Below are 23,041 nucleotides of genomic sequence, written 5' to 3'. Positions count from 1 at the left end.
CTATTGGTGAATGTCAGATAACGGACTGGCGCTTCCGAAGTGTTCCACGTTCCATGCAGAGCCGGAGCCCCGCACTTTTCGTAACCTGACCATGCCGACGTCGGGCTTTATAGTGGAAAAGCGCTTCGTAACTTCGCGGATGGTTTTGTCCACAACAGCATCCCGACGGGGGCTGGCATGGTTCGACAGATTAGCCGTTGAGTGAGAATTTGCGGCGTAACCCGAAATTCTCGTAACATCAGCCTTCGTCGGGAGGCTTACCTTGCCATTTTTGAACGGCGCGACCAAGGCGAGCGGATCCGACGATAGAAGTTGCGCTGCGACGTCGTCGTGGTGACCTGTAATTGATCCATGATGCGGAACCTTGAATACGTCCGCCAACGCCGTCGGGCCACCGCGCAGATTCAGGACGGCGCTCCAGCCTGTAGTAGCTTTCCCCTCCTCCTCTAAATCACCGCCAAGCAAGATTACGTCTTCCCCTAACGAAATATGCAGTACGACAGAGAGGTCGTTCCGCAATCTCTTCATAGCAACGCGACGCGTCGTGTCGGCCTGCGGCATTTGTGTGGCCACCCACGCAATAAAATTTTGATATTCCTCATCGCTTGGCGACAGCGACCAAATCTCCATCCTTTGACCGGGACTAAGACCTACATCACTAGCGGTAAATAACCGTCGGCCAGGATATGCAGAGTAGACTGGCCTCTTAGTATCCGCCAGTTCCTTCAAGACCTCATTGATCTCCTTCACGCCAGCCCTGACGTTCTGAGACATCGGAGACGCATAGGCTTGAGTAAATGAAATGAAGTCCCGCTTGGTGAAAGCGGTTGACATCACCAAGTTGGCGCTCGTGCATGCCTTCACGACCTTCGCTAGACCTTTGCAGTGGTCGTCGTCCCAGTGCGTTACAAACACTGCGAAAACATGATCGAGATTAATGCCCATTGCATTAAGATACTGGAGAGATTCCGGTTCAGATTTTGTCGATTTGGCGCACGAGTCTACTAAGCACCACTTGCCATCACCTGCGTGAATTAATATCGCTTCGCCGAAGCCTGGGCCAATAACTGTGACTTCAATCTCGTCTGGTTTCGGAGCCGTCGAGTAAGGCTTAGAGTACAACAAGTTCTTCGGCAATTCTTCCCCCTTCGGCCACGGCAGCCTTTATATCTTCTGCAGACCAATTGGGAAGCCGACGAAAAACAATTGCCGACACGCGCTCACGCTGACCAAAACTGTGCATGCGATACCCTATCATCCAGCGAAAGATGCTGCCTTCCTTCAGCAGGCCGATATCATTGGAACTAACGTCTTGAATATCGAACTCTGCCTCGGAAATTGCTTCGCCGGGGTTATTAAGGTCATATAATTGAGCTGTGAACGTGCCTTCATTGCGACGAACATCAATGACAGCTCCCTCCCAAGCTTGAAGCACTTCCAGGCGCGAAGCCACATTATGCGTAAAATACTTAGCACGCTCGAGGGGCGCGATAGCGTCAAGGATACGTATCCCGTCGACTTCTTGACTTTCTGTGATAGGCCTGCCGATACGTTGGTCAGGGCTAATTAGAAGCGTATCCGGAGAGTCGTCTAATGGCTGAAGGATCGGCCTGGTGAAGTTGGGTGTCGACATCGGTGCCGTGGCGGCGGACACTCGTTGCCATCCTGTTGATTGCTCCATCGCATCAAGCAGCATTAGCTATGCCCCTAATTTCCTCAAGTCGAACACGTGAGTCTGCGAACGCCTGATCCCATATTTCTTCGATCAACTTGTAAGCTTCCATTCCCGTCTTAGGTTGCTCTGGTGTGCCTAGATGGAAGTGATTGTTGACCTGAAGGGCGGCTTCCATCTCTGAATTTTCGGCAATTTGAATAGAAAAGCGGACAAAGTCCCTAGTTCGGTCAGCGTCAACTTGCCGTTCCATTACCAGAGTGCGCATTCCGCCCTTTCTCGCTCCTGCTTCGTCGGAAACAAATGATCCCCACGGGCTCTTGGGAGCCAACGTGTCGCCAAATCGGTGCCACCGTTCGATTTCTGTGCCTTGAAGCGTCGCGTTGAAGTTCAATCCGACTGCGAAAACGGGGGTATGTGCCAGAAGTCGAAAACACCCCGCTGCGAAGTCTTTCGCTCGCACTAAAGGTTCGTCAGACACATGCAGCGAGAAGCGCGCCTCTTCCACAATAAGTTTGATGGAGCCTATGGAGATGGCGGCAATGTTTGGCGCCATAACCTCGATGCCGTGTTCTCTCGCTTCAGAACCCTCTTGTGGCCCGATGACATTGTTTGATTGCAGCCACTCCGGCGAAAATATCAGGGGATTCAACCGACCGACTATAACCGTCGATGCTGTAAAGTCTCGCAATTCGGTCACAGACATCCCCGCATCAAACTCATCGCAGAATAACTTTGCACCACTGGTGAGCCAACTAGGCGCGTCGCTATCATAAGAATGCCTGCACCACCACAGAGGAAACGAACACGGGATTTTTACGTATAATCATTAATGATCTGGAACGAGCAGTCAGATTATTTTCTCACAGGCACCCGCATGAGCAATCGCAGCACAATGTTTGCACACGCTACATATACACGACCACATATTCGACGATCCTAAATTTCTCAAAGAGGCTAAATAAGCGTACGGCTTGGTAACGCTCAAACATCGTTTTCTTTTTATTGGGCGGACCAGGCCAAGTCGGTCTCGACAACTTCGCTAAGTTCTCCTTATCACCCCTGCTACACGCCCAATGACGAACATTTCGCCGTCGACCGCTGTTTCTTCCCGAATACTGGCATTATCACCCATGAGCTTGTAGCTTCCGTCAGGCATAGCGCGGACCCGCTTGATTGTGCCGAGGCCCCCATAGGAAAGCGCCCAAATCCCTTCTTGCCTGTCGATGTGTCGCAACGAGCGGTCGATCAGAACGATGTCGCGGTCATTGATCGTGGGATACATCGAATCGCCAACAGGACGCGCTATCGTCAGCATGCTTGCGGGCGCATCGGTGAACTGGCGAACCCAGTCCTCAGGCATCCAACGGGACACTGTCTGGACTGCCGCCTCATCTAGATAGCTCGCGCCCATGCCGATCGACAGGTCAATTTCTTCGATCTCGACCAGTCCGAGCTGCTCTGCAATTTCTTCTTTGGTTGGCGGGATAACTGCTCCTTCAGCCGGATCGTCGGTTTCCCCCGCTAAATACGCTGCTGTTGTCTGAAGAATGCGCGCTATTTTGTGAAGATGCGCTGACCCTGCAGACTCACCGCGCACAAGCTTCCCGATACTCTGCTGCGTCAACCCGACGCGGCGGGCAAGCTCCGATTGGCTCAGCCCTCGCTGAACCATCAACTGCTGCAGCCGATCTGAAATCACCATGCAACGTCCCTACAACCAAAGTTATATAGGGAAAGGTACTTATGGTACTTGACGAGGGTGCAACCATGGTTGTAGGTGGCGCACATGGAACGCCAAATCACCCCTTTCGAGGCACTGCAAAAGGCAGTCGAAACAGCATGTTCGCAGTCTGCGCTCGCGCGAATTTGTGGCGTGTCCCAAACGGCTGTTTGGAAGTGGTTGCAATCTTCAAAGCGTGTTCCCGCTGAATATGTTCTTCGCGTTGAAGCCGCGACGGGAATTCCCCGTCATTGGCTCCGCCCCGACATCTACCCCGCGGACATGCCTCCCCCTGTCTCGGTCGAACCCGAGATCGAATGTGGCCCCGTACTATCGGCGCACATCGTCGCCGGACAGTCCAATCACATCGGCAAATTGCACAGCCGAAACATTCAGCAGGAGCGAGCGGCATGAAGCACGTGGTCATCATCCCGGCGTGCAACACAGGCAGCACAGCGGCGCGTGAAATCGCTCTTGCCATGGCGATGCTCAATGCCTTGCATGACGCTGGCGGCAGCGTCCCGGCAGAGAAGCTACGTAAGCAGCTGGGTGCCGCGCCCCGCGAAATGTTCGCGCTGCTCCGTTCGCAGTTTCTGGTCGGTACGATCATGCCGCACATGAAGGATCAGCCGATCGCGCTCAGCCCAGCGGCAAGGACTGCCATCACCGCCGCCCGCGCGGCGGTCCAGCGCCCGGTCGAGGCGGCATGACGGACGTGCAGGATGCCTATCGGCAGTGGTTTTACAGCGCTCGCGATCCAAAAACCGGACTGCCGTTCGCTACATCACTTATATATGGGCCGTGCCAGAATGATCCGCATCGCTTTGCCGAAGCCGAGCGCATTATGCAGGCTGCTTTTGAAGGCGGCATGAGCATCGCCCAAAAAACGGAAGAAGCACCCCCCCATATCGTGCGCGAAGAAGTCGCGGAAGACGAGATGCGACGTCAGGAAGCTGCCCCCAAATTAGCGCCTGACGCCGCCGTGCCCGGAGGCTTGAACCCCCGTCCGGGCACGATCTTTCTTTCTGGCCGGTTAGGCCGCGTCGTCTCGCATGATGAATTCTTCGCAAAGGACGGGCAATGACCAAGGTCCGCAAACCTCTGACCTTTCAGCGCTCGCTGTCGCTCATAGCGGACGAACTGGGCTGGGACGGTTGCGCCGCCGTCGTCGGCAAATCGGAATCCCTGCTGCGCAAGCTCAGCGATCCCGACACCGAGCGGGAAATCAGCCTGCAGGACGCGCTGCGTCTGGACAATGCCTACTACCGCGCAGGCGGCGAGGGCGCGCCGCTGTTCGAATGCTACACGCTGCGCCTCGAAGCGCCGGGCATGGTCGAGGCGGCAACGGACACGAGCGTGTTGGTAGCCGCCGGGAACGTGGCGAAAGAAGCCGGAGAGGCCGTAGCGGCAACGCTGCACCTCATTGGGCACATGGATGACCCGAAAGCGCAAGAGCTGGCGGTTATCGAGACGGAACAGGCAATCAGCGTCATGACGAAGCTGTTGCGCAAACTGACGAGGGGAGGCGGCGGCAAGTGATACAGCCGGGGGGCTTGAAAGAATTCACGAGCGGGGCAGTCAGGCGCAACAACAAGCAGCCTGTGATGAACTGTCCTACATGCGGGGCAAAGGCGAACGTGCGTTCATCGGATGAGGTGCATCCGACACTGCGCCGCATTTACTACGCGTGCACCAACTTCCATTGCGGAATGACCTTCCGGGCATCGCTGATCTTCGAGAGCACCATCTCGCCCAGCGCGCTTGGCGACCATTTCCGGGAGCCGGTAGTGCGCGACGCCAAGCCGCCGGGCCGTGACTTTGGACAAATGAACATCTTCGACATCACCGATCAGGCGCGCACCGCCACCGGCTGATCCGGGGAAGAATACCAGCATCCGCATGTTACCCGCCACGCGACCCCTTGGCCGCGATCGGCTCCGCATTGCCTGCGCTCCGCTGCGAGCATCATCGAACAAGGGCCTGATATTACACAATGCGCGACGACATATTCAAAGAAGTTAGCGAGCGCATAGCCGACGAATTCCGGTTCGAGGTTAAGGGCAACTGGCTGCAGAAGGGCAAGTGCCCGAAGTGCGGACGCAAGGAAGTCTTCACCCGCGCCGACGCACCATGGGTGCTGAAATGCGGGCGGCTTGAGAAGTGTGGCTGGGACGGCCACGTCAAGGAACTCTATTCCGAAATCTTCGACAACTGGTCGAGCCGCTACAGGGCGACCGAGAACAACCCGACCGCCGCCGCCGATGCCTATTTGCGCTATGCGCGGGGCTTCGAGCTGGACGGTCTGCGCGGCTGCTACACCGAGGAAATCTACAAGGATCGTCAGCGCAACCTGACCAGCGCCACTGTTCGATTCCAGCTCCCCGGCGGTTCCTATTGGGAACGGCTGATCGACCAACCGGGCCGCTTCGACAAGAAGGCGCATTTCGCATGGGGCAAGCCATGGAAGGGACATGCCTGGACTGCGCCCGATCACCATATGCCATCGATCGCCAATGCCGAGCGGCTTTGGATCGTGGAGGGCATTTTCGACGCGCTCTCCTTCCGTCAAGTCGGCGAATTCGCCGCATCCGCCATGTCCTGCAACAATTATCCGGACATTTTCCTTAAAGAACTGCGCAAGGCGATTGCCGACCTCGGCATTACCGGCGGCCCCGAGCTGATCTTCGCCTTCGATGTCGGCAAGGCCGGTGTCGAATATACCCGCAAGTTCGTGAAGCTGGCGCGTGAGCAGGGCTGGCGCGCAACCGCTGCACAGGTGAACCCGGAAGGCGAGGGCGAAAAGCGGGACTGGAACGATCTGCTTTCGCGCAAGCGGTTGGAACCCGACCACCTGACCGAATATCTGTGGAACGGCGAAGTCCTGATCGCGCCCAACGCCACCGAAAAAGCCTGCCTAATCTACAACCGGAAAGGCTGGTCCAGCTTCTCCTTCGTCCATAACAGCCGCACCTGGTGGGCGCACTTCAACGAGGCGCGGATCGCCGAGGTGCAGGTGAAGGAAGGCATCACGAAAAAGGCGGCGGCAAAGGGCTGCGCCAATGTTGAGGAAATCGCAAACTGCGCCTTCCGCGTCCTCTACTTCCAGCGGGACGATGCGACTGACGAAAGCCAATATTATCTGCGCGTCGATTCCCCGTCCGATCGCCCGCCCTCCAAAGCTGCCTTCTCACCGGCATCGCTCTCAGCCGGTGCGGAATTCAAGAAGCGCCTGCTCGCGGTATCGCCGGGCGGTCAATGGACTGGAACGACCGAGCAGCTCGATCGCCTGATTTCCGGGCAGACAAGCCGGATCAAGATTGTCGAGACACTCGATTTCACCGGCTACAGCCGCGACCACGCCGCATGGGTGCTTGGCGATATCGGCATCAAGGATGGCCGCGTCGTCCGCGTGAACGAAGAGGACTATTTCGACTTCGGGAAGATGTCGCTGAAGCTGCGCAGCAACGAGCGCATCCTATCAATCGACTATGATGCCGACAGCTTTCACGCGAAATGGCTGGTCGACATTTGGGTCGCATGGGGCACCAACGGTCTTGTCACGGTGGCGTTCTGGTTCATGTCCCTTTTTGCAGAGCAAATCCGCGCCCAGCAAAAGAGCCTCGCCTTTCTGGAGATGACCGGGGATCCCGGCACCGGCAAATCCACCCTGATCGAATTTCTGTGGAAGTTGCTCGGACGCGAAAACTACGAAGGTTTCGACCCGCAGAAGGCAACCACGGTGGCGCTCGCCCGCAACCTTGGCAAGGTCGCCAACATGCCGGTGGTTCTGATCGAGGGCGACCGCGACGAAAAGGCGGTGCACGCCAAGCGCTTCGAATGGGAAGAGCTGAAGACCGCCTATAATGGCCGATCCGTTCGGTCGCGCGGCGTCAAGAGTGGCGGCAACGAGACCTACGAACCGCCGTTCCGCGCCGCGATCATCATCGAACAGAATAATGCGGTGAATGCCTCGCCTGCGGTGCTGGAGCGCATCATGCAGTTGCGCTTCGACAAGTCGCACTTCAGCGCCGCGACCAAGTCCGCCGCCGAGCGGATCGAGCAATGGCCGATGGATGATATCTCCGGCTTCATCGTCCATGCCGCCCGGCGCGAAGCCGATGTGATGAAGATTTTCCGGGAATCGTTCCTGAAGGCGGAGAAGGAATTTGAGCAGCGCGGCGAGGTTCGCCACGTCCGTATCATCAAAAACCATTCGCAGCTTGTCGGCGCGCTGGAAGCCATGGCCAGCATCCTGCCCATTCCGGACACGGCCCTGGAGCAGACCCGCAACCGCATTTTCCAAATGGCAGCGGAGCGCAAGGCCGCGATCAGCGCCGATCATGATGTGGTGCAGAAGTTTTGGGAGCTGTTCGATTGGATACAGTCGAACGAGGAAGACACGCTCGATCCCAAGCACCACATCAATCAGCACCGCAAGCCGGAAGACTATATTGCCGTCGCGCTCCCGCACTTTGAAGAAAAGTGCCGCCATCGCGGCCTGACCGCACCCTCCACCGACGATCTCAAAAAGTATCTGAAAACGTCGAAGCGCCGCCGGTTCTTCAAGGCCGACACGGTCAATGGCGTCGGCGGCAAGCACATCCATTGCTGGATTTTCGAACAACCCAAAGCGGCAGACGGCCGCAATTCCCAAGGAAGGAACGCGTGATGCGTAATGATCCCGCCTGCCTGCGCCACGCCGTGCGCCTGCACCCGATGGCATGCCGATGTCAGAATTGCCGACCCAGCGCCATGCCGGGCCTGCTGAGCGCCGCCAAGGCCATGCTGCGCCCTGCGGTGCGGAACGTCCGCCAGATACTCGCCACGCCCACCTACGACCCGCACCGGCGGCAATTCACGCTGCTGTCCCGCGAACCCATGGCCGCAATCGTCATCATCATTCCGATGGTGTTGCTCGCGATCGGCGTCTTCCTCGCCCTCGAACCCGGAGCTTGAACATGGAGTTGCAGACCCTTCCCGAACCCGTCTTCATCGGCGTCGACTTCTCTACGGCGCCAGACTTTACCACAACGTCCTACATCTTCATTTGCGGAGACTGCGAGCGTCAGGAGAATAGGCCGCTGAATATCATGCCCGCAGGATGGGACGCTCTCGAGCTTGATTGCAGCGGAACACCCTTCCTGCGCTGCCCCGACTGCATGGAAGCGATCGAGCAACGGCACTTCGCCGCCATCGCCAGTGGACCAGATCGCGTTCGTCCCACGGCGGAAGATTTCATCAGTCCGCCCAAATCCTCCGCATTCCAGTTGTTTTTGGAGCGGCAAAACGATGGTTCCTACCAGATCGCTATGCATCCCGAAGCGGTGCTTATGCGCTGGCTTCCCCATTGTTTCTACCTCGATCCCGCCAGCGCCCGCGCCACCGCCGCCGAGCTGATCCGCTACGCTGACCTTGCCGAACACCCCGGCACGCTTCCCGCCAGCATGGGAGCGGTCGCATGATCCAGCGTTCATCACGTGCCAGCGTGCGTAACCCGGTGCTGCGGCTTCCTGCTGTTGCTGCGCTAAGGAATTTGGATGAGCAGCCCCGGCAGCAGTTGGTAGATGCTTTGCGGGCGATCCAAGCCGATGCGCGAGATCGCGCTAATGAGTGCTGGCGAAAGCATAAGGCGCCGATGGCCGCTTATTGGAAGGCCGTATCAGTGTATTCCGGACACATCGCACGCTCGATCTCTCGCGGAGGTGCGGCATGACGCTCTCTTGCGCGAAATGCGACGCCGAAGCCGCAGGCACGCTCGATGCGTTGCCGGAAGGCTGGCAGAAGCACACCAGCACCATGTTCGCCGATGGCTTTCCCGTCTGTGTGACATGCGTCGGCACCACGAAGAGCAGTAGCGAGTCGACCGGCAATGTTGCCGCCGACCAGCTCCGCCTTTTTATTGAGCGCGTCGAACGCCTCGAAGAAGAAAAGCGCGGAATCGCTGATGACATCAAGGACGTCTACGGCGAGGCCAAGTCCACCGGCTATGACACGAAGGTCATGAAGGAAATCGTGAAGCGCCGCCGGATGGAAGGCCACGCGCTTCGCGAATTTGAGGGCCTGCTCGAGACATACCAGTGCGCGCTGGGGATGGAATGATGCGCAGTCCCGAACCCACCCCGCGCCGCTTCTTCGGCTTCACCCTCGGCGCAACCGCCATCCTGTGGGCGCTGATAACCTTTTCTGCCTTCGATAGCTGGGAGCGCTTCCCATGATCGTCGTCCGTGTAGAACTTCTTTCCGCCATCGACGGGAAAACGACCGAGCTTGCCCGGATGCACATCTGCAATGTCGGCGGCACCGTTCAGCGTGGCGACTATGACTGTCAGACCTTGCGAGGCCGGTCCACCGCTGACCTCGATCGCGCGACGCCGCAGAGGAAAGGAGAGGTTCGCGGCCATCCCCGTTTGGCGCAGCACGTCTGGAACTTGGTCGCAAAAGCGCTCGCCAGCATGGCTTATGGAGACGGCAAGTGAAGGCGTCGCCGGAACTGTGGCAGGCCGTCGCCACCGAATGCACGCGTCGCAACGATGCCTGGGCGCGTGCGATCGACGCCGCCGAGGATCCCGAGCAGCGTTGGAAGCGCGCAGAGCAGATGAATAGCGACATGCTGCTCTGGCATCGCATTGCCATTATCGTGGCCAAGCGCGCGCCCGTAGAACCTGAGCAGCGCGACGCCCTGCTGCGCGAAGCACGGCCCCTTTTGCCCGCCACAGCGGCGGACTGGGAGGCACTGCCCGCAACCGTCCGCAAAACCTTGGATCAGGCGATACAGCGCGGCGCTGACGACATGATCCGTGATCTCCACCCTCTTTGGCGCTGGCTCCATCTGCTCGTCTACGTCTGGACGATTCCGACCCTGCACAGCGCCTCCACCGACGAACCGAAGAGGAATGCCGCATGAGCAGGAACCTATCCCTCGCCGACCATACGGCGCTGACGTATCTGTTCACCGGAAACCGCACCGCCACGCATTGGGTCGCGCGGGCCTGCGGTTTCACCAGCGACCGGGCGACGGCGCAGGCACGCACGATGCTCCGCCGCCTTCAACGCTGGGGCCTTGTCGGAGGTGTGTCAGCCTCGCGGTCCGGCAACGTCTATTGGTGGACGATCACGGATGCAGGTCGAGAGGCGGTGCAGCCATGAGCGGCGAACTCACATCGCTACCTAAACGCCGCAAGGGAGAGAAAAAGCCGAAGCGGCATCCGTGGGACTGGTACGTTGAACAGGCGTGGGTGACCCACCGCCTGTGCGACTTTGTAGATATGGACCCCGCTGTTACGTATCTCGATCCATTCTGCGGCAAGGGCACGATTCCCGAGGCGCTGTCGGAACGTGGTTTAACGGCATTTGGTACCGATAAATTCGACCGCGGCGAAAGCCGGTGCTTCATGGGCCTGCATGATTTCCTCGGCGACCAGGTGCATCTGCTCGAAGCTGAACCGGAATTGTCGATAATCATGAACCCGCCCTTCAGCTATCAGGAGGGCGCTCTGGTGCGGGGCCTCGCAGAACAATGCATCCGCCGCGCCCTCTCTATCGCTACGCACAAGGTCGCGGCCTTACTACCGCTGAAATGGCAAGCCAGCGCAGGGCGCTATCGCCTGTTCACCGATCCGGCGACACGGCCCGCTGCAACCTACATCCTGTGCGAGCGCCCCTCCATGCCGCCCGGCGACCAGATCGCCGCCCTGGGCAAGGACGCATGGGCGCATGGCAAAATCGACTATATGTGGGTGGTGTGGGACAAGCGCGTCATCCCGGCGGAAGACCGTTACGGTAATCCCTATGTGCCCACTTACTGGATACCGCCGCGCGATCGTGAGGCGGTGGCGCAATTGCGCTTGGAGGCCGCATGAGTGCTATCGACCTCGATCGGCGACTCGCACGGGCGGTGCAGACGGGCAGGGGCATCAAGTTGTCCGCTGCCGAGCTGGACTTGCTCGTGGCATCTGGCGGAGTTGATGCAGTCCGTGCGATGTCGGCGAAGGACATGAAGAAAGAGGCAAGATGCCGAGACGTGCAAAGGCGAAGGGACTGTATCAGCGCGGCGGATACTGGCTCGATTGGGATCGCCGAAGCGACGGAACCCTCCGCTCCCCCTTCATCGCCATCTTCTGGTATGACGCCGATCGAGGCCGGACAAGAAGCACTTCAACGGGTGAGGGAGATGTTGCCAAAGGCAAAGCCGCGCTCGACCGGCATTATCTCGAACACAGCGAAGGGGCGGCGATCTGCCCCACGTGCGGCCAACGCCGGGTAGCAGGCAGTGGTTTCCTCGTCCTGCAATCCATTCAAGACTATCTCTCGATGAAAGCGAACGGCGACAAGGCCATAGGCCACCGCCTCGCCCACATTACGGCCTACATTGCACATAAAGGCGACCTTGCGCTGATCTGCGAGAGGGCAAACGAAGAATGGATCGCGGGTTTCCGTGCATGGGCGGCAGCGCAGCCAATCAAGTCGCCCGGCGGCAAGGAGCGGCAGCGCTCACTGTCGACGATTGAAAACAGCGTTCTGCAGCTCGCCGCCGCGATCAACTTTTCCAAGGCGCGCGGCGATACTATCCGTCCCGCGCAGTTCAAGCCGATTCCCACGAAGAGCTTGAACCGAACCCCTCAACACCGGAGCGATTTGAAGGAGCTGGCGCGCATGTTTGCGTTCGCCGCCGACCCTCGGTTCCCGGTAAAGCGCGGAGCGCTACACCGTTTCCTGATTGCGTCCGTTGCGACTTTGGCGCGGCCTGACGCCGTGCACGACATCAACACCGCCCCGGCGCGCTCACAGTGGAACAGCAAAGCGAGAATCCTCGACCTTAACTATCGGGGGCGGCGGCAGACCAAGAAGTATCGACCAACCGTCCCGGTGCCTTGGCAGTTCGCCCTGCACCTCGATGCGAACACAGATTTTTATGTGGGCGTGGCATCCGTGAAGTCCGCGTGGGAAACCATGGCGGCCGACATCGGCCTGCCCGGTGAAGGCGAAGGCGGAATGAAACTGATCCGCCGGTCCATGGCCAAACTGCTGCGCGACAGGTTGCCAAAGGCGGACTGGAAAGAGATCGAGATGATGCTGGGCCACGACAAGTTCGATAGCACCTCCGACATCTATGCACCCTTCGACCCGGACTATTTGCGCGCCGCGCGGCACGAGATCGAGCGCATAATTGACGAGATCGAAACCCTGTCGCCAGGTGCATTTCACCGGAAAAGCACCGGAGAAGATGCAACGATCATCCCGTTCTCAGGCGCTGCAAAGTCGGCGTAAGGCAAAGAAAAGCCCGGATAACGGGGGGTTATCCGGGCTTTGCCATGGTGGGCGTGGCAAGGATTGAACTTGCGACCCCTGCGATGTCAACACAGTGCTCTACCACTGAGCTACACGCCCACGAGGAAGGGTGCCATTAGCGAGGGTTGGAAAGGCGTGCAAGCGCGAATCGCGCTGCTGAAACATAAGCATCATATAAGACGCTGGACATGACAGCCCGGCAGGATACGGTAATGGAAGCAGGGGGAACTGAACATATGCTGCCGCAATCCGTCGATGAACCTGCCGAACGACTCCCGTTTTACCGTCATCTTTACGTTCAAGTTCTGATCGCGATCGCGCTGGGCGTCACGATCGGCCACTTCTGGCCGGAGACGGGGGCCAGCCTCAAACCCTTTGGCGACGCCTTCATCAAGCTGGTCAAGATGATTATTGCGCCGGTGATATTCCTGACAATCGTTACCGGCGTCGCGGGCATGAGGGGGCTGGGTGACATTGGTCGGGTGGCGGCGAAGGCATTCGCCTATTTCCTGACGTTCTCGACTCTTGCGCTGTTCGTGGGGCTAATCGTCGCAAACACAGTGCAGCCGGGCAGCGGTCTCAACATCGATCCCGCGTCCCTTGATGCCGGCAAGGTCGCGGACTTTGCTCATAAGGCGCACGACCAGACGCTGACCGCGTTCCTCCTCAACATCATCCCGTCAACGCTCGTTTCCGCCGTTGCGGAAGGCAATATCCTGCAGGTCCTCTTCGTCGCGATCCTGTTCGGCATTGCCCTGACGTTGATCGGCGAGAAAGCTGCGCCCCTGATGGCGGTGCTGGAGTCCGCCAGCCACGCGATCTTCCGCCTCGTCTCGATCCTGATGAAGGCCGCGCCGGTAGGTGCGTTCGGAGCCATGGCGTTCACCATCGGGGAATATGGCATCGGCACGCTTGCCAATCTGGCGGAGTTGGTTGCGACCTTCTATCTGACATCGCTGCTGTTCGTGCTCGTCGTGCTCGGCGCGGTCGGATGGTTCGCGGGGTTCAACATCCTCAAGCTCATTCGTTATCTGAAGGCCGAGTTGCTGCTGGTGCTTGGCACATCGTCCTCCGAAGCCGCATTGCCCAGCCTGATCGAGAAGATGGAGCGGGCGGGCTGTCGCAAGTCGATCGTCGGGCTTGTCGTGCCGACCGGCTACAGCTTCAACCTCGACGGCACCAATATCTACATGACGCTGGCCGCCCTCTTCATCGCCCAGGCAACCAACGTGCATCTCGATCTGGAACAGCAGCTTGCGCTGCTGCTGGTAGCAATGGTGAGTTCCAAGGGCGCTGCCGGTGTTACTGGGGCAGGGTTCATCACTCTGGCGGCGACGCTATCCATCGTTCCGAGCGTTCCCGTTGCAGGCATGGCGCTCATCCTCGGAGTCGATCGCTTCATGAGCGAGTGCCGGAGCCTCACCAACTTCATCGGCAATGCCGTCGCAACGGTGGTTGTCTCGGCATGGGAAGGCGGGCTGGATCGCGACCGGCTGAAGGCTGCGATGGCGGGCAAACCACTGAACCCTGCGCCGGGCACGCAGGAAATCATACCAGACTGATTGCCTGTTTAGATCAGGCCGGTTGCGCTGTTCGGGCCGAACATCCGTTCCACTTCCAGCACCAGGTCGCGCAAGTGGAAGGGCTTTGAGAGCACCTTGGCCTGCGGCATCGTCTTGCCCGCCTTCAATGTCACGGCCGCAAAGCCCGTGATGAACATCACGCGCATGTCGGGGGCGATCGTCGCTGCCTGTTGCGCCAGCTCGATACCGTCCATCTCGGGCATCACAATGTCGGTCAGCAACAGGTCGAATCGCTCCGATTGGATCAGGGGGAGGGCGGCCGTACCGCGATCCACGGCCACGACCTCGTAGCCCGATTTCTCCAGCGCCCGCGCGAGATACTGCCGCATCGCATCGTCATCTTCCGCCAGCAATATCCGAACCATATTCGCCATCAGTCTTTCCGTTCCGCCCCGGCTTTCCTACCGGGTACGGTGCCGCACCCGCAAGAGCGCGGGGCTTGGCATGAACCGTGACCTTATGCGACAAGGACTTAATATTTTCCAGCCGTTCGAGGTTTTTCAGGCGGCCATGAAGGGAATTTCATGACGGACACGGACAAACGGGTTGCCCTACACTTGCCCGATCCGGTGGAGTCCGCGCTCGCCTTCAATCGCTACGGCGTGGCCGCTGGCGAAGCGCCAGCCAGCCCTGTCGTCATATCGGTTCCCCATGCGGGTCGCTTCTACCCTGCAACGCTGCTCGCCCAGTCGCGAGTGCCCCCATCTGTGCTGCGGCGGCTGGAGGATCGCCATGTCGATGTCCTCGTCACCGGGTTGATCGGTTACGGCCATCAGGTGCTGGTCGCTCGTGCCGCCCGCGCACTGATCGACCTCAATCGCGACGAGCGGGAAATCGACCCTGCCATGGTGCGCGATCTGCCTCATGGTACGCCTTTGTCCGCCAGCGCAAAGCTACGCGGCGGTCTTGGACTGTTCCCGCGTCGTCTCCACGGCGCTAACGAGCTTTGGCGGCGGCCATTCGACTGGCAGGAATTGCACGCACGCATCACTGATTATCACGCGCCCTATCATGAGACCCTTGAAGCGATGATGCGCCGTGCGCGCGATGCGTTCGGGTATGCGATCCTCATCGACTTGCATTCGATGCCGCCTCTTACAGTGATACCGCCCGACGTCGCGCCGCAGATCGTGCTGGGCGACGCATTCGGGCGTAGCGCGTCGCCGCGCCTGATTGCACGCGCCGCCGAGTTGATCGAGGGGCACGGCCTGAAGGTTGCGCAGAACAATCCTTATCCCGGCAACTATCTGATTGGTCGTCATGGCAGGCCGAACTGGAACATGCATGCGATGCAGGTGGAAGTCGACCGGAGCCTCTATCTCGATGCCGCACTGGACCGCCTCGGCCCCGGCGTGCGTGCGCTGCAATCCCTGCTTGTGGAATTGGCCGGGGCGCTAGCGGACGAATGGCCAACTCCCGACTTCGCGCAAGCGGCCGAATGACACGCGGCACATAAAAAACCACCCCGTGTAAACACGGGGTGGCCAAGGTTCAGGGAGGAGACGTCTCCAGAAGGAGACATCCATACAGCGCACCCGAAAGGGGGGCAGGTGCACCGTATGTCCTTAAATTAAGGGCAAGCTTTCGAAGTTTCAAGCGGTGAAAGATAAAAATAAGTGCGCAATGGCAACCCTTCACTCTTTTCTTCTTTTAAACCGAGTAAAATAGGCTTCGTTACGTGTTCGGAACGGAAGGCATTTTCCCCTGTTCTATCTGCTGCTGGAAAATTTCCCGCATCAATTGCAGCGAAAACAGGTGCGCGTGAATGAGCGGCAGCATGCCGTTCTGTGTAATCTTGCGAAGTTGATCCCCGCGCATGTCACGCAGCTTTTCTTCGTTCACCATCTGGAAACCGCGATACACGAATGGCTGCTCGTTTCCGGGCGTCTGGATCGATACTTCGCCTTCCATCAGCAGGTCCATGGATTTCAGGTCTGCCATGAATTGCCCAGTGCGCGCTGCTGCCTGCTCGAAATCCTCACAGAACTTCAGAATATTCGTGGTGATCTCGGTCGGCTTGCCGTCCTGAAGAAGTGCTTCGCCTTCATCGAACAGGCCAATCGTGGGGCTGGTCGGATCGAAGCAGAGCGAAAGCTCGTCGCTGTCCGGACGAAGCTTCGCAAGCATCCAGGGATAGCGACGGACGTAGGCGGGAACATAGACCGGCCCGCGCAGTTTGCCTTCATCATCAAGGAACGTGTTGATGCCCTCGTTGAGGCCCATCAGCGCCAGCGGCACAGCGTTGTCGCCCGATGAAAAGATGATAGGCACGAACCGCTGGGCGCTAATGAATTCGTCTACCGTCAGCGGCACGGCATGCTGGTTCGTCAGGAAGGGTGCCGAATCGGATGCTCGGAAACGGAAGTCCGCATGATCCTGGCTGTTGAGCGGGATAAGGTCGTTGTAGAAAACGGGCAGTGCGTTGCTCGGCGCAGAGGCCATAAAAATCTCTCCATGGATCGGAAGCGCAGGGACCGCGCTATGCTGGTCGATGGGGTCAGCGCAGTAATGACCCCAAGCGTTTGACGCAATCGGTTTGTAGCGGACCTCATCGACAGGAAAGTCGCGTTCTGCTTGCAAAGCGCAGCCCGCGCCCTACCTTCCGACACAGCAGATAAGGGGCATTCGCCGCACCATGGCATCCATCATCACTATTTCGGGCCTGACGAAACGCTATGCGTCGGGCCATGTCGCCCTGCACAGCGTCGATCTCGACATACAGGAAGGGGAAATCTTTGCGCTGCTCGGGCCGAACGGCGCGGGCAAGACGACGCTAATTTCGATTATCTGCGGCAATGTGAACCCGAGCGAAGGCACAGTGCTCGTGGCGGGTCACGACATCGTGCGGGATTACCGGGGATCGCGCTCCGCGATCGGCTTGGTGCCGCAAGAGCTTTTCACCGATCAGTTTGAAAAAGTCATCTCCACCGTCCGGTTTAGCCGCGGCTTGTTCGGCAAACCGCGCGATGACGCGCTGATCGAGAAAATTCTGCGCGACCTTTCCCTCTGGGAAAAACGCGACGCCAAAATCATGGAACTCTCCGGCGGCATGAAGCGCCGCGTGATGATTGCAAAAGCACTGAGCCATGAGCCGCGCGTGCTGTTCCTTGACGAACCTACGGCAGGCGTCGATGTCGAACTGCGCCGCGACATGTGGGCGCTGGTGCGCAAGCTGCGGGAGACCGGCGTCACGATCATCCTCACCACACATTACATCGAGGAAGCCGAGGAAATGGCCGATCGCGTCGGCGTCATCAATCGTGGGCAATTGATCCTTGTCGAGGATAAAACGACGCTGATGCACAAGCTCGGTAAGAAGACGCTGACCGTGAAGCTGGCGGAGCCGATCGCCGCAATCCCGGCGGAACTCGCCGATTGGGATGTTTCGCTGAAAGGGGAGGGACACGAGATCGAATATATCTTCGACACCCATGCGGAGCGCACTGGTGTCGCGTCGTTGCTGCGGCGGCTCGGTGATCTTGGCGTTGCTTACAAGGACCTCGATACGCGGCAGAGCAGCCTGGAGGATATCTTCGTCAGTCTTGTCCATGCCCCTGCAGAGGGAGCCTCCGCGTGATTCATTTCAGTTTCAACGCCGTGCGCGCCATCTACACCTTCGAGTTGGCGCGCTTTGGCCGCACGATCCTCACCAGCCTCGCTACGCCGGTCATCACGACATCGCTCTACTTCATCGTGTTCGGTTCGGCGATCGGCAGTCAGATGAAGGAGATAGATGGCATCGCCTACGGCGCGTTCATCGTGCCGGGCCTCATCATGCTCTCGATGTTCACTGAAAGCATCTTCAACGCGAGCTTCGGCATCTACATGCCGAAGTTCACCGGGACGATCTACGAACTGCTGTCCGCGCCTGTGTCCGCGCTGGAAACAGTCATTGCCTATGTCGGAGCCGCTGCCACCAAGTCGTTGATCCTTGGCCTCATCATATTCGCCACGGCGCATCTCTTCGTGGATCTACCCATCGCCCATCCCATCTGGATGTTCGGCTTCATGGCCCTGATCGCCGTTACCTTCTGCCTGTTCGGCTTCATCCTGGGCATATGGGCGCAGAGTTTCGAGCAGTTGCAGGTGATCCCGCTGCTGGTCGTCACGCCTATGACGTTCCTGGGCGGCGCATTCTATTCGATCCACATGCTGCCTGAGCCGTGGCGGACGATCACGCTGTTCAACCCAATCGTCTATCTCATCAGCGGGTTCCGCTGGACGTTCTTCGACAAGGGTGACGTGAGCATCGGCTGGAGCGCCACAATCATAGCAGCGATGCTGCTGCTGTGCCTAGGTATCATAAGCTGGATGTTCAGCACGGGCTATCGACTTAAAAAATAACGGCACCCCCCCCGGTGGGAAAGCGCCGCTGTAAGTACGATATTTGAGAACGTCAGGCTGAGCGATGCTCACCCTTCACCCAGCGGACCGTGCCGGAGCTGGCGCGCATCACGACGCTCTCGGTCGTCATCTTGCCGCCGGGCAGGCGCTTCACGCCCGCAAGCAGTGACCCATCGGTCACGCCGGTCGCTGCAAAGATGCAGTCGCCGATCGCCAGTTCCTTGAGATCATAGACCTTGTCGAGATCGGTGATGCCCCATTTGTAAGCGCGCTGCTTTTCGTCCTCGTTACGGAACAGCAAGCGGCCCTTGAATTGGCCGCCCACACAGCGGAGGGCTGCACAAGCCAGCACGCCCTCGGGAGCGCCGCCAGATCCCATATACATGTCAATCGTCGTTTCGGGGTTCGTCGTCGCGATCACGCCAGCCACGTCGCCGTCTGGGATCAACATGATGCCGCAACCGATGGTGCGCAACTCGCCGATCAGCTTTTCATGACGCGGGCGATCCAGGACGCACACGATGATATCGCCCGGTGCCACGCCCTTGTGCGCCGCTACCGCTTCGACATTTTCCTTCACCGACTTGTTGAGGTCGATGATGTTCTCAGGATAACCGGGGCCAACCGCCAGCTTCTCCATGTAGACGTCCGGCGCGTTAAGCAGGCCGCCTTCTTCGGAGATCGCCAGCACCGCCAACGCATTGGGGCCAGCCTTCGCCGTGATCGTCGTGCCTTCCAGCGGATCGAGCGCGATGTCGATCTTCGGCCCGGTGCCAATGGCGTTGCCGACCTTCTCGCCAATGTAGAGCATCGGCGCTTCGTCGCGCTCGCCTTCGCCGATGACGACGGTGCCGTCCATGTAGAGGTCGTTGAAAGCGATTCGCATGGCTTCGACGGCGGCGGCGTCTGCGGCTTTCTCGTCGCCACGGCCGATCAGCTTGGACGCGGCGATAGCCGCAGCTTCGGTGACACGCACCATTTCAAGCACCAATACGCGATCCAGGATCGAACTCGCCTGCATAATCGAAAACCCCTTTGTCCTGTGAATGTCATTGCTGCGCGTGCACAGTGCGATAGGCGGTGGATGTGGGCTTGTCGAGAAGCGTAACGATAAGATGTCACGGGAAAAGGACTAATTCGATCCAGCTAATCCCTAGGGTTAGTCTAGAATGTGCATGACCATCGGCTGATCGAGCAAGCTGTCCGATCCGGCGAGGCGGGCCAAGGTGTCAGCGACGCAGCGTTCCGCGCCCTCATGCGTCACGATGGCTACCAGCACGCCGTCCTTGCTCGATGCGTTAGAGGAGGCCGTTCCCCGCTGGATCATACTCTCAATCGATACGCCCGCGTCGCGCGTCGCTGCGGCGATTTCAGCGAGAACGCCGGGACGGTCAGCTACCTGGAACCGCAAATAACTGCGTCCGATACGCGCCCCGGTGTCGGCTTTGCTCTGCGCCACAAGCGATGCGACGGGCATGGCGAAGGCATCGCCATATTCATCGCGCGCCACGTCGATGAGGTCCGCCACCACGGCAGAAGCCGTAGGTCCGTCTCCTGCGCCCGCACCCTGAAAGAACAGCCGTCCAACGAAATTGCCTTCGGCCACCACAGCATTAAGCGAACCGTCAACATGTGCGAGGGGATGATTGAGCGGCACCAGCATCGGATGAACGCGCTGGAACAGGCCGTCTACACTGTTCTCCGCCATGCCGACGAGGCGGATACGATAGCCCAGCACTGCCGCTTCGGCGATGTCGGCCGCGATGACGTGGCGGATACCAGTGATGTCCACATCTTCGAAGTTCAGCCTTGTACCGAACGCCAGGCTCGAAAGGATCGAAAGCTTATGCGCCGCATCTACGCCGTCGATGTCAAAGCTGGGATCGGCTTCTGCGTAGCCAAGGGACTGGGCATCTTTGAGGACTTCGGAGAAGTCGCGCGGGTGTCCCGCCTCCTGCGCCTTCTCCATGGTTGTGAGGATGTAATTGCAGGTGCCGTTCAATATGCCATAGACGCGCCCGATTTCATTGGCCGCGGCGCCTTCGCGCAGCCCCTTGATGACCGGAATGCCGCCAGCAACTGCGGCCTCGTACTTGAGCGCAACGCCCGCAGCCTCTGCCGCGCTTGCGAGGGCAAGACCGTGATGTGCAATCATCGCTTTGTTAGCTGTCACGAATGGTTTGCCCGCCGCAAGGCACTGGCGGGCTAATGTCAAGGCTGGGCCATCGGAACCGCCGATCAACTCCACCACTGCGTCGACGTCATCACGCTGGGCAAGGCTCGTCATATCATCGACCCATTCATAAGCCGAAAGGTCGATGCCGCGATCTTTCGAGCGGTCGCGCGCGGAAATGGCTACGATCTGGATCGGGCGTCCTGAGCGCCGTGCAATTAGTGCGCCATTAGTCTCTAGCAGGCGAAGCACGCCGCCGCCCACCGTTCCAAGACCCACGACGGCGACCCGCAGGGGCTTCTGATCCGGCCGCTGATCCGCTGTGTTCATCCTACTGCCCCGCGTACGCTATGTTCCGAAGAGGGGCGCTGATAGCCGGGGGGGCAGCGATTTCCAAGCCCAATCCACGCGTCGGAAGGGCAGCCGAATCACCGGGGCATCCGCGTCCGTCCACAGGGGCCGAGGCCATCCACCACCAGCTGGTAATCCGCGCGTGCGGCTTCCGCGTCAGGGACCGCTAATGTCCTCACTGCAGCGGGAGGCAGGGCAGAGGGCAAGCCGCAGGCCAGCCGATACCACAGCAGCGTCCCTGGCTTAGGGGTCGCCGCTGCCTCATCCACGATTTCGCCCAAGGCGACTGCCCATTTCGGTTCTTCTCCCGGCCGCCTGACAATTGAAAGCGACACCGGCTCGCCGCTGTCGGTCCGCAGGAACATCTGCGTCTCGCCTTCACCCTGGACCGTCCCTGCAACGTGAAAGGCATCTCCCAACCCTATGATCTTGGGTGGAGCCTTTGCCGAAAGCAGTTCGGAAACGATGCTTCTTACGGTCGCTTCCCGCTCCGGCGACCAGTCAATTTGTGCATCGGGAGCTACAAGCTGGATTTCACCCGGTCTAGCTCCGGGCCGAGCAAACAGCAGGACACGCCGTTTCTTAAGCTTGGGGAGCTTGCCCCGCGCATCGAGAGGAATGTCGTATAAATACGACAAAGTTGGGGCCACTCCGCCTTCGCCGCGAATCAATCCGGCTGCTTTAGTGGTGATAAAAGCCCTTCGATACCCTGCCGCTACACCTGGTGCCTGTACGGGCTTAAGGGGAATCACTGATGAAATTTCACCAATGAGCACAACCGGCGCAACTGCGCTAAGATCAGCAAGATCAGCATAGGAGGACGGAGGCAAAACTATCTTTGAGTTAACTGCCTTATTGTTTATTGCTTGCGCGGTGGCGGGTGCGGAAAACTTTGAAAAACCGGCATTTGCGGCTAAAACAAGGCAAGCTACAGCGCAGGTTCGGGTGATGGCAATGGAGGATATCATCTTCATATTCGTTCGACCTTGCTGAACCCGTGGCATCCACGCCACAGGCAAGTAATTTCGTTAATAACTTGCGAAAGCAAGAGGTGCCTTTGATAAAGCGTTTGCGTCACGCGTTTGGCCGCGATAGGAGTTGCAGTGATAGCAAAAAAGCGGACTAGGGCCATAAAGATGGGCGGGGCATCACCGATCATCTTATGGTCCATGTTGTCCATAGGTCGTCATTTTTCAAGAAGCCGAGTTAAGGAGTGTCGTTGCTGAATGGCTTATGCTGACCACTCAGAGGGTTCGAGTCGCACGATATCGATCGTCATCGTTGCCCTGATTCATGCTGTTCTCGGTTATGCATTCGTCTCTGGTCTTGGCATGCAATATGTCAAAAAGGCGGCGGAGCAGCTGAACGTCATAGACGTCAAGGAAGAGCCACCGCCACCAGATGAGGAACCGCCGCCACCGCCGCCAGATCAGCCGATCGAGCCGCCGCCGGTAGTCTCGCCGCCGCCGATCGTCCAAACGCCTGCGCCTGCGCCGCCGATCCAGACGGTTCGCACGCCTCCGCCGGTGTTCAATCCCGTTCCGGTTGCGGCGCCTCCGCCGCCTCCGCCGCCAGCTCCAAAGGTAGCGGCAAGTCGGGCCGCGCCACGCGGATCTCCGGGCAGCTGGGTCACCGACGCTGACTATCCCAGCCGTGCACAGCGCGAAGAGCGTTCGGGTACGACCGGGTTCAAGCTGGACATCGGCCCCGATGGCCGGGTGACCAACTGCACGGTGACCTCATCGAGCGGTAGCCCCGATCTCGACGCGGAAACGTGCCGTCTTTTGCCTCGCCGCGCACGCTTCAAGCCTGCGGTCGGTGCGGATGGTCAGCCGATGGCGGACAGCTTCAGCAGCCGCATCGTGTGGAAACTGCCGCAGTGAAGTCGGTGATCTGAATATTCTGTGG

Annotated in this window: 28 protein-coding genes and 1 tRNA gene; 19 read left to right on the top strand and 10 right to left on the bottom strand. The window is 59.1% G+C overall.

Annotated elements, in window-relative coordinates; genetic code table 11:
* From C1T17_RS16380 to C1T17_RS16365, 4 genes are all read right to left on the bottom strand, one after another.
* Complete coding sequence (locus C1T17_RS16380) at window positions 1-1,137, bottom strand: ComEC/Rec2 family competence protein (RefSeq protein ID WP_189338379.1); 1,137 nt, start codon at window positions 1,135-1,137, stop codon at window positions 1-3.
* Window positions 1,112-1,696 carry a hypothetical protein gene (locus tag C1T17_RS16375; protein ID WP_104954357.1) on the bottom strand — a complete coding sequence of 195 codons (585 nt, stop codon included), beginning with the start codon at window positions 1,694-1,696 and terminating at the stop codon, window positions 1,112-1,114. The genes C1T17_RS16380 and C1T17_RS16375 overlap by 26 nt, the downstream gene beginning before the upstream one ends.
* The gene (locus C1T17_RS16370) at window positions 1,686-2,378 is read right to left on the bottom strand and encodes a hypothetical protein (protein WP_104954356.1); all 693 of its coding nucleotides are present in this window, start codon (window positions 2,376-2,378) and stop codon (window positions 1,686-1,688) included. The genes C1T17_RS16375 and C1T17_RS16370 overlap by 11 nt, the downstream gene beginning before the upstream one ends.
* A 336-nt stretch (window positions 2,379-2,714) precedes the next feature.
* On the bottom strand, window positions 2,715-3,377 hold the full coding sequence (locus C1T17_RS16365; RefSeq protein ID WP_104954355.1) for an XRE family transcriptional regulator: 663 nt from the start codon (window positions 3,375-3,377) through the stop codon (window positions 2,715-2,717).
* An 84-nt stretch (window positions 3,378-3,461) separates the two neighbouring features.
* On the opposite strand from C1T17_RS16365, the gene C1T17_RS16360 reads away from it, so the two are divergent.
* The 14 genes from C1T17_RS16360 (at window position 3,462) to C1T17_RS21385 (ending at window position 12,661) form a co-directional block, all read left to right on the top strand.
* Complete coding sequence (locus C1T17_RS16360; protein WP_104954354.1) at window positions 3,462-3,809, top strand: transcriptional regulator; 348 nt, start codon at window positions 3,462-3,464, stop codon at window positions 3,807-3,809.
* Window positions 3,806-4,105 (top strand): hypothetical protein, encoded by a 300-nt coding sequence (locus tag C1T17_RS16355; RefSeq protein WP_104954353.1) that lies wholly within the window; start codon window positions 3,806-3,808, stop codon window positions 4,103-4,105. The genes C1T17_RS16360 and C1T17_RS16355 overlap by 4 nt, the downstream gene beginning before the upstream one ends.
* Entirely contained in the window at window positions 4,102-4,479 is a 378-nt protein-coding gene (locus C1T17_RS16350) for a hypothetical protein (protein WP_104954352.1), read from the top strand. The genes C1T17_RS16355 and C1T17_RS16350 overlap by 4 nt, the downstream gene beginning before the upstream one ends.
* Window positions 4,476-4,934 carry a hypothetical protein gene (locus C1T17_RS16345; RefSeq protein WP_104954351.1) on the top strand — a complete coding sequence of 153 codons (459 nt, stop codon included), beginning with the start codon at window positions 4,476-4,478 and terminating at the stop codon, window positions 4,932-4,934. Before C1T17_RS16350 ends, C1T17_RS16345 begins: the two co-directional genes overlap by 4 nt.
* 65 nt (window positions 4,935-4,999) lie before the next feature.
* Window positions 5,000-5,269 (top strand): ogr/Delta-like zinc finger family protein, encoded by a 270-nt coding sequence (locus C1T17_RS16340; RefSeq protein WP_145959021.1) that lies wholly within the window; start codon window positions 5,000-5,002, stop codon window positions 5,267-5,269.
* A gap of 119 nt (window positions 5,270-5,388) precedes the next feature.
* A complete protein-coding gene (locus C1T17_RS16335; protein ID WP_104954349.1) occupies window positions 5,389-8,064 on the top strand; it encodes a toprim domain-containing protein in 2,676 nt (891 codons plus the stop codon).
* Window positions 8,064-8,351, top strand: coding sequence for a hypothetical protein (locus C1T17_RS16330; RefSeq protein WP_104954348.1), 288 nt, complete (start codon window positions 8,064-8,066; stop codon window positions 8,349-8,351). Before C1T17_RS16335 ends, C1T17_RS16330 begins: the two co-directional genes overlap by 1 nt.
* Before the next feature lie 2 nt (window positions 8,352-8,353).
* On the top strand, window positions 8,354-8,857 hold the full coding sequence (locus C1T17_RS16325) for a hypothetical protein (RefSeq protein ID WP_104954347.1): 504 nt from the start codon (window positions 8,354-8,356) through the stop codon (window positions 8,855-8,857).
* A 361-nt stretch (window positions 8,858-9,218) separates the two neighbouring features.
* Window positions 9,219-9,494, top strand: coding sequence for a DUF2312 domain-containing protein (locus C1T17_RS16315; RefSeq protein ID WP_411269243.1), 276 nt, complete (start codon window positions 9,219-9,221; stop codon window positions 9,492-9,494).
* 112 nt (window positions 9,495-9,606) lie between these two features.
* The gene (locus C1T17_RS16310) at window positions 9,607-9,870 is read left to right on the top strand and encodes a hypothetical protein (RefSeq protein ID WP_104954345.1); all 264 of its coding nucleotides are present in this window, start codon (window positions 9,607-9,609) and stop codon (window positions 9,868-9,870) included.
* On the top strand, window positions 9,867-10,298 hold the full coding sequence (locus tag C1T17_RS16305) for a hypothetical protein (RefSeq protein WP_104954344.1): 432 nt from the start codon (window positions 9,867-9,869) through the stop codon (window positions 10,296-10,298). The genes C1T17_RS16310 and C1T17_RS16305 overlap by 4 nt, the downstream gene beginning before the upstream one ends.
* Window positions 10,295-10,540: a hypothetical protein gene (locus C1T17_RS16300; protein ID WP_104954343.1), complete on the top strand. Its 246-nt coding sequence runs from the start codon at window positions 10,295-10,297 to the stop codon at window positions 10,538-10,540. The genes C1T17_RS16305 and C1T17_RS16300 overlap by 4 nt, the downstream gene beginning before the upstream one ends.
* The gene (locus C1T17_RS16295) at window positions 10,537-11,253 is read left to right on the top strand and encodes a hypothetical protein (RefSeq protein ID WP_145959020.1); all 717 of its coding nucleotides are present in this window, start codon (window positions 10,537-10,539) and stop codon (window positions 11,251-11,253) included. Before C1T17_RS16300 ends, C1T17_RS16295 begins: the two co-directional genes overlap by 4 nt.
* Window positions 11,254-11,404: 151 nt before the next feature.
* Complete coding sequence (locus tag C1T17_RS21385; protein ID WP_189338378.1) at window positions 11,405-12,661, top strand: hypothetical protein; 1,257 nt, start codon at window positions 11,405-11,407, stop codon at window positions 12,659-12,661.
* Between the two features lie 45 nt (window positions 12,662-12,706).
* Here the strand turns inward: C1T17_RS21385 and C1T17_RS16285 are convergent.
* Window positions 12,707-12,781 (bottom strand) — tRNA-Val (locus C1T17_RS16285).
* A 137-nt stretch (window positions 12,782-12,918) separates the two neighbouring features.
* Here C1T17_RS16285 and C1T17_RS16280 point away from each other — a divergent pair.
* Window positions 12,919-14,244, top strand: a complete 1,326-nt coding sequence (locus tag C1T17_RS16280; protein ID WP_104954341.1) for a dicarboxylate/amino acid:cation symporter — start codon at window positions 12,919-12,921, stop codon at window positions 14,242-14,244.
* 8 nt (window positions 14,245-14,252) lie between these two features.
* Here the strand turns inward: C1T17_RS16280 and cpdR are convergent, their stop codons facing one another.
* Window positions 14,253-14,630: a cell cycle two-component system response regulator CpdR gene (cpdR, locus tag C1T17_RS16275; RefSeq protein WP_104955296.1), complete on the bottom strand. Its 378-nt coding sequence runs from the start codon at window positions 14,628-14,630 to the stop codon at window positions 14,253-14,255.
* A 159-nt stretch (window positions 14,631-14,789) separates the two neighbouring features.
* Here cpdR and C1T17_RS16270 point away from each other — a divergent pair, with 159 nt between their 5' ends.
* On the top strand, window positions 14,790-15,707 hold the full coding sequence (locus C1T17_RS16270) for an N-formylglutamate amidohydrolase (RefSeq protein WP_104954340.1): 918 nt from the start codon (window positions 14,790-14,792) through the stop codon (window positions 15,705-15,707).
* 232 nt (window positions 15,708-15,939) lie between these two features.
* Here C1T17_RS16270 and C1T17_RS16265 read toward each other — a convergent pair whose 3' ends face one another.
* Window positions 15,940-16,707 (bottom strand): SapC family protein, encoded by a 768-nt coding sequence (locus tag C1T17_RS16265; protein WP_104955295.1) that lies wholly within the window; start codon window positions 16,705-16,707, stop codon window positions 15,940-15,942.
* A 193-nt stretch (window positions 16,708-16,900) separates the two neighbouring features.
* Between C1T17_RS16265 and C1T17_RS16260 the strand changes: the two genes are divergently transcribed.
* Window positions 16,901-17,842, top strand: a complete 942-nt coding sequence (locus C1T17_RS16260; RefSeq protein ID WP_104954339.1) for an ABC transporter ATP-binding protein — start codon at window positions 16,901-16,903, stop codon at window positions 17,840-17,842.
* Window positions 17,839-18,609 (top strand): ABC transporter permease, encoded by a 771-nt coding sequence (locus tag C1T17_RS16255; protein ID WP_104954338.1) that lies wholly within the window; start codon window positions 17,839-17,841, stop codon window positions 18,607-18,609. The genes C1T17_RS16260 and C1T17_RS16255 overlap by 4 nt, the downstream gene beginning before the upstream one ends.
* Window positions 18,610-18,661: 52 nt before the next feature.
* Here the strand turns inward: C1T17_RS16255 and glpX are convergent, their stop codons facing one another.
* The 3 genes from glpX to C1T17_RS16240 form a co-directional block, all read right to left on the bottom strand.
* On the bottom strand, window positions 18,662-19,633 hold the full coding sequence (glpX, locus tag C1T17_RS16250) for a class II fructose-bisphosphatase (RefSeq protein WP_104954337.1): 972 nt from the start codon (window positions 19,631-19,633) through the stop codon (window positions 18,662-18,664).
* A 135-nt stretch (window positions 19,634-19,768) separates the two neighbouring features.
* Entirely contained in the window at window positions 19,769-21,112 is a 1,344-nt protein-coding gene (locus C1T17_RS16245) for a homoserine dehydrogenase (RefSeq protein WP_104954336.1), read from the bottom strand.
* Between the two features lie 98 nt (window positions 21,113-21,210).
* The gene (locus C1T17_RS16240) at window positions 21,211-22,107 is read right to left on the bottom strand and encodes a hypothetical protein (protein WP_189338599.1); all 897 of its coding nucleotides are present in this window, start codon (window positions 22,105-22,107) and stop codon (window positions 21,211-21,213) included.
* 252 nt (window positions 22,108-22,359) lie between these two features.
* Here C1T17_RS16240 and C1T17_RS16230 point away from each other — a divergent pair, with 252 nt between their 5' ends.
* Complete coding sequence (locus C1T17_RS16230) at window positions 22,360-23,016, top strand: energy transducer TonB (RefSeq protein ID WP_104954334.1); 657 nt, start codon at window positions 22,360-22,362, stop codon at window positions 23,014-23,016.
* Window positions 23,017-23,041 lie beyond the last annotated feature (25 nt).

This window comes from Sphingobium sp. SCG-1 (genome assembly GCF_002953135.1).
Taxonomy (GTDB): Bacteria; Pseudomonadota; Alphaproteobacteria; order Sphingomonadales; family Sphingomonadaceae; genus Sphingobium.
Note: the sequence above shows the minus strand (reverse complement) of the source record. Positions and strands in the feature narration are given on the sequence as shown.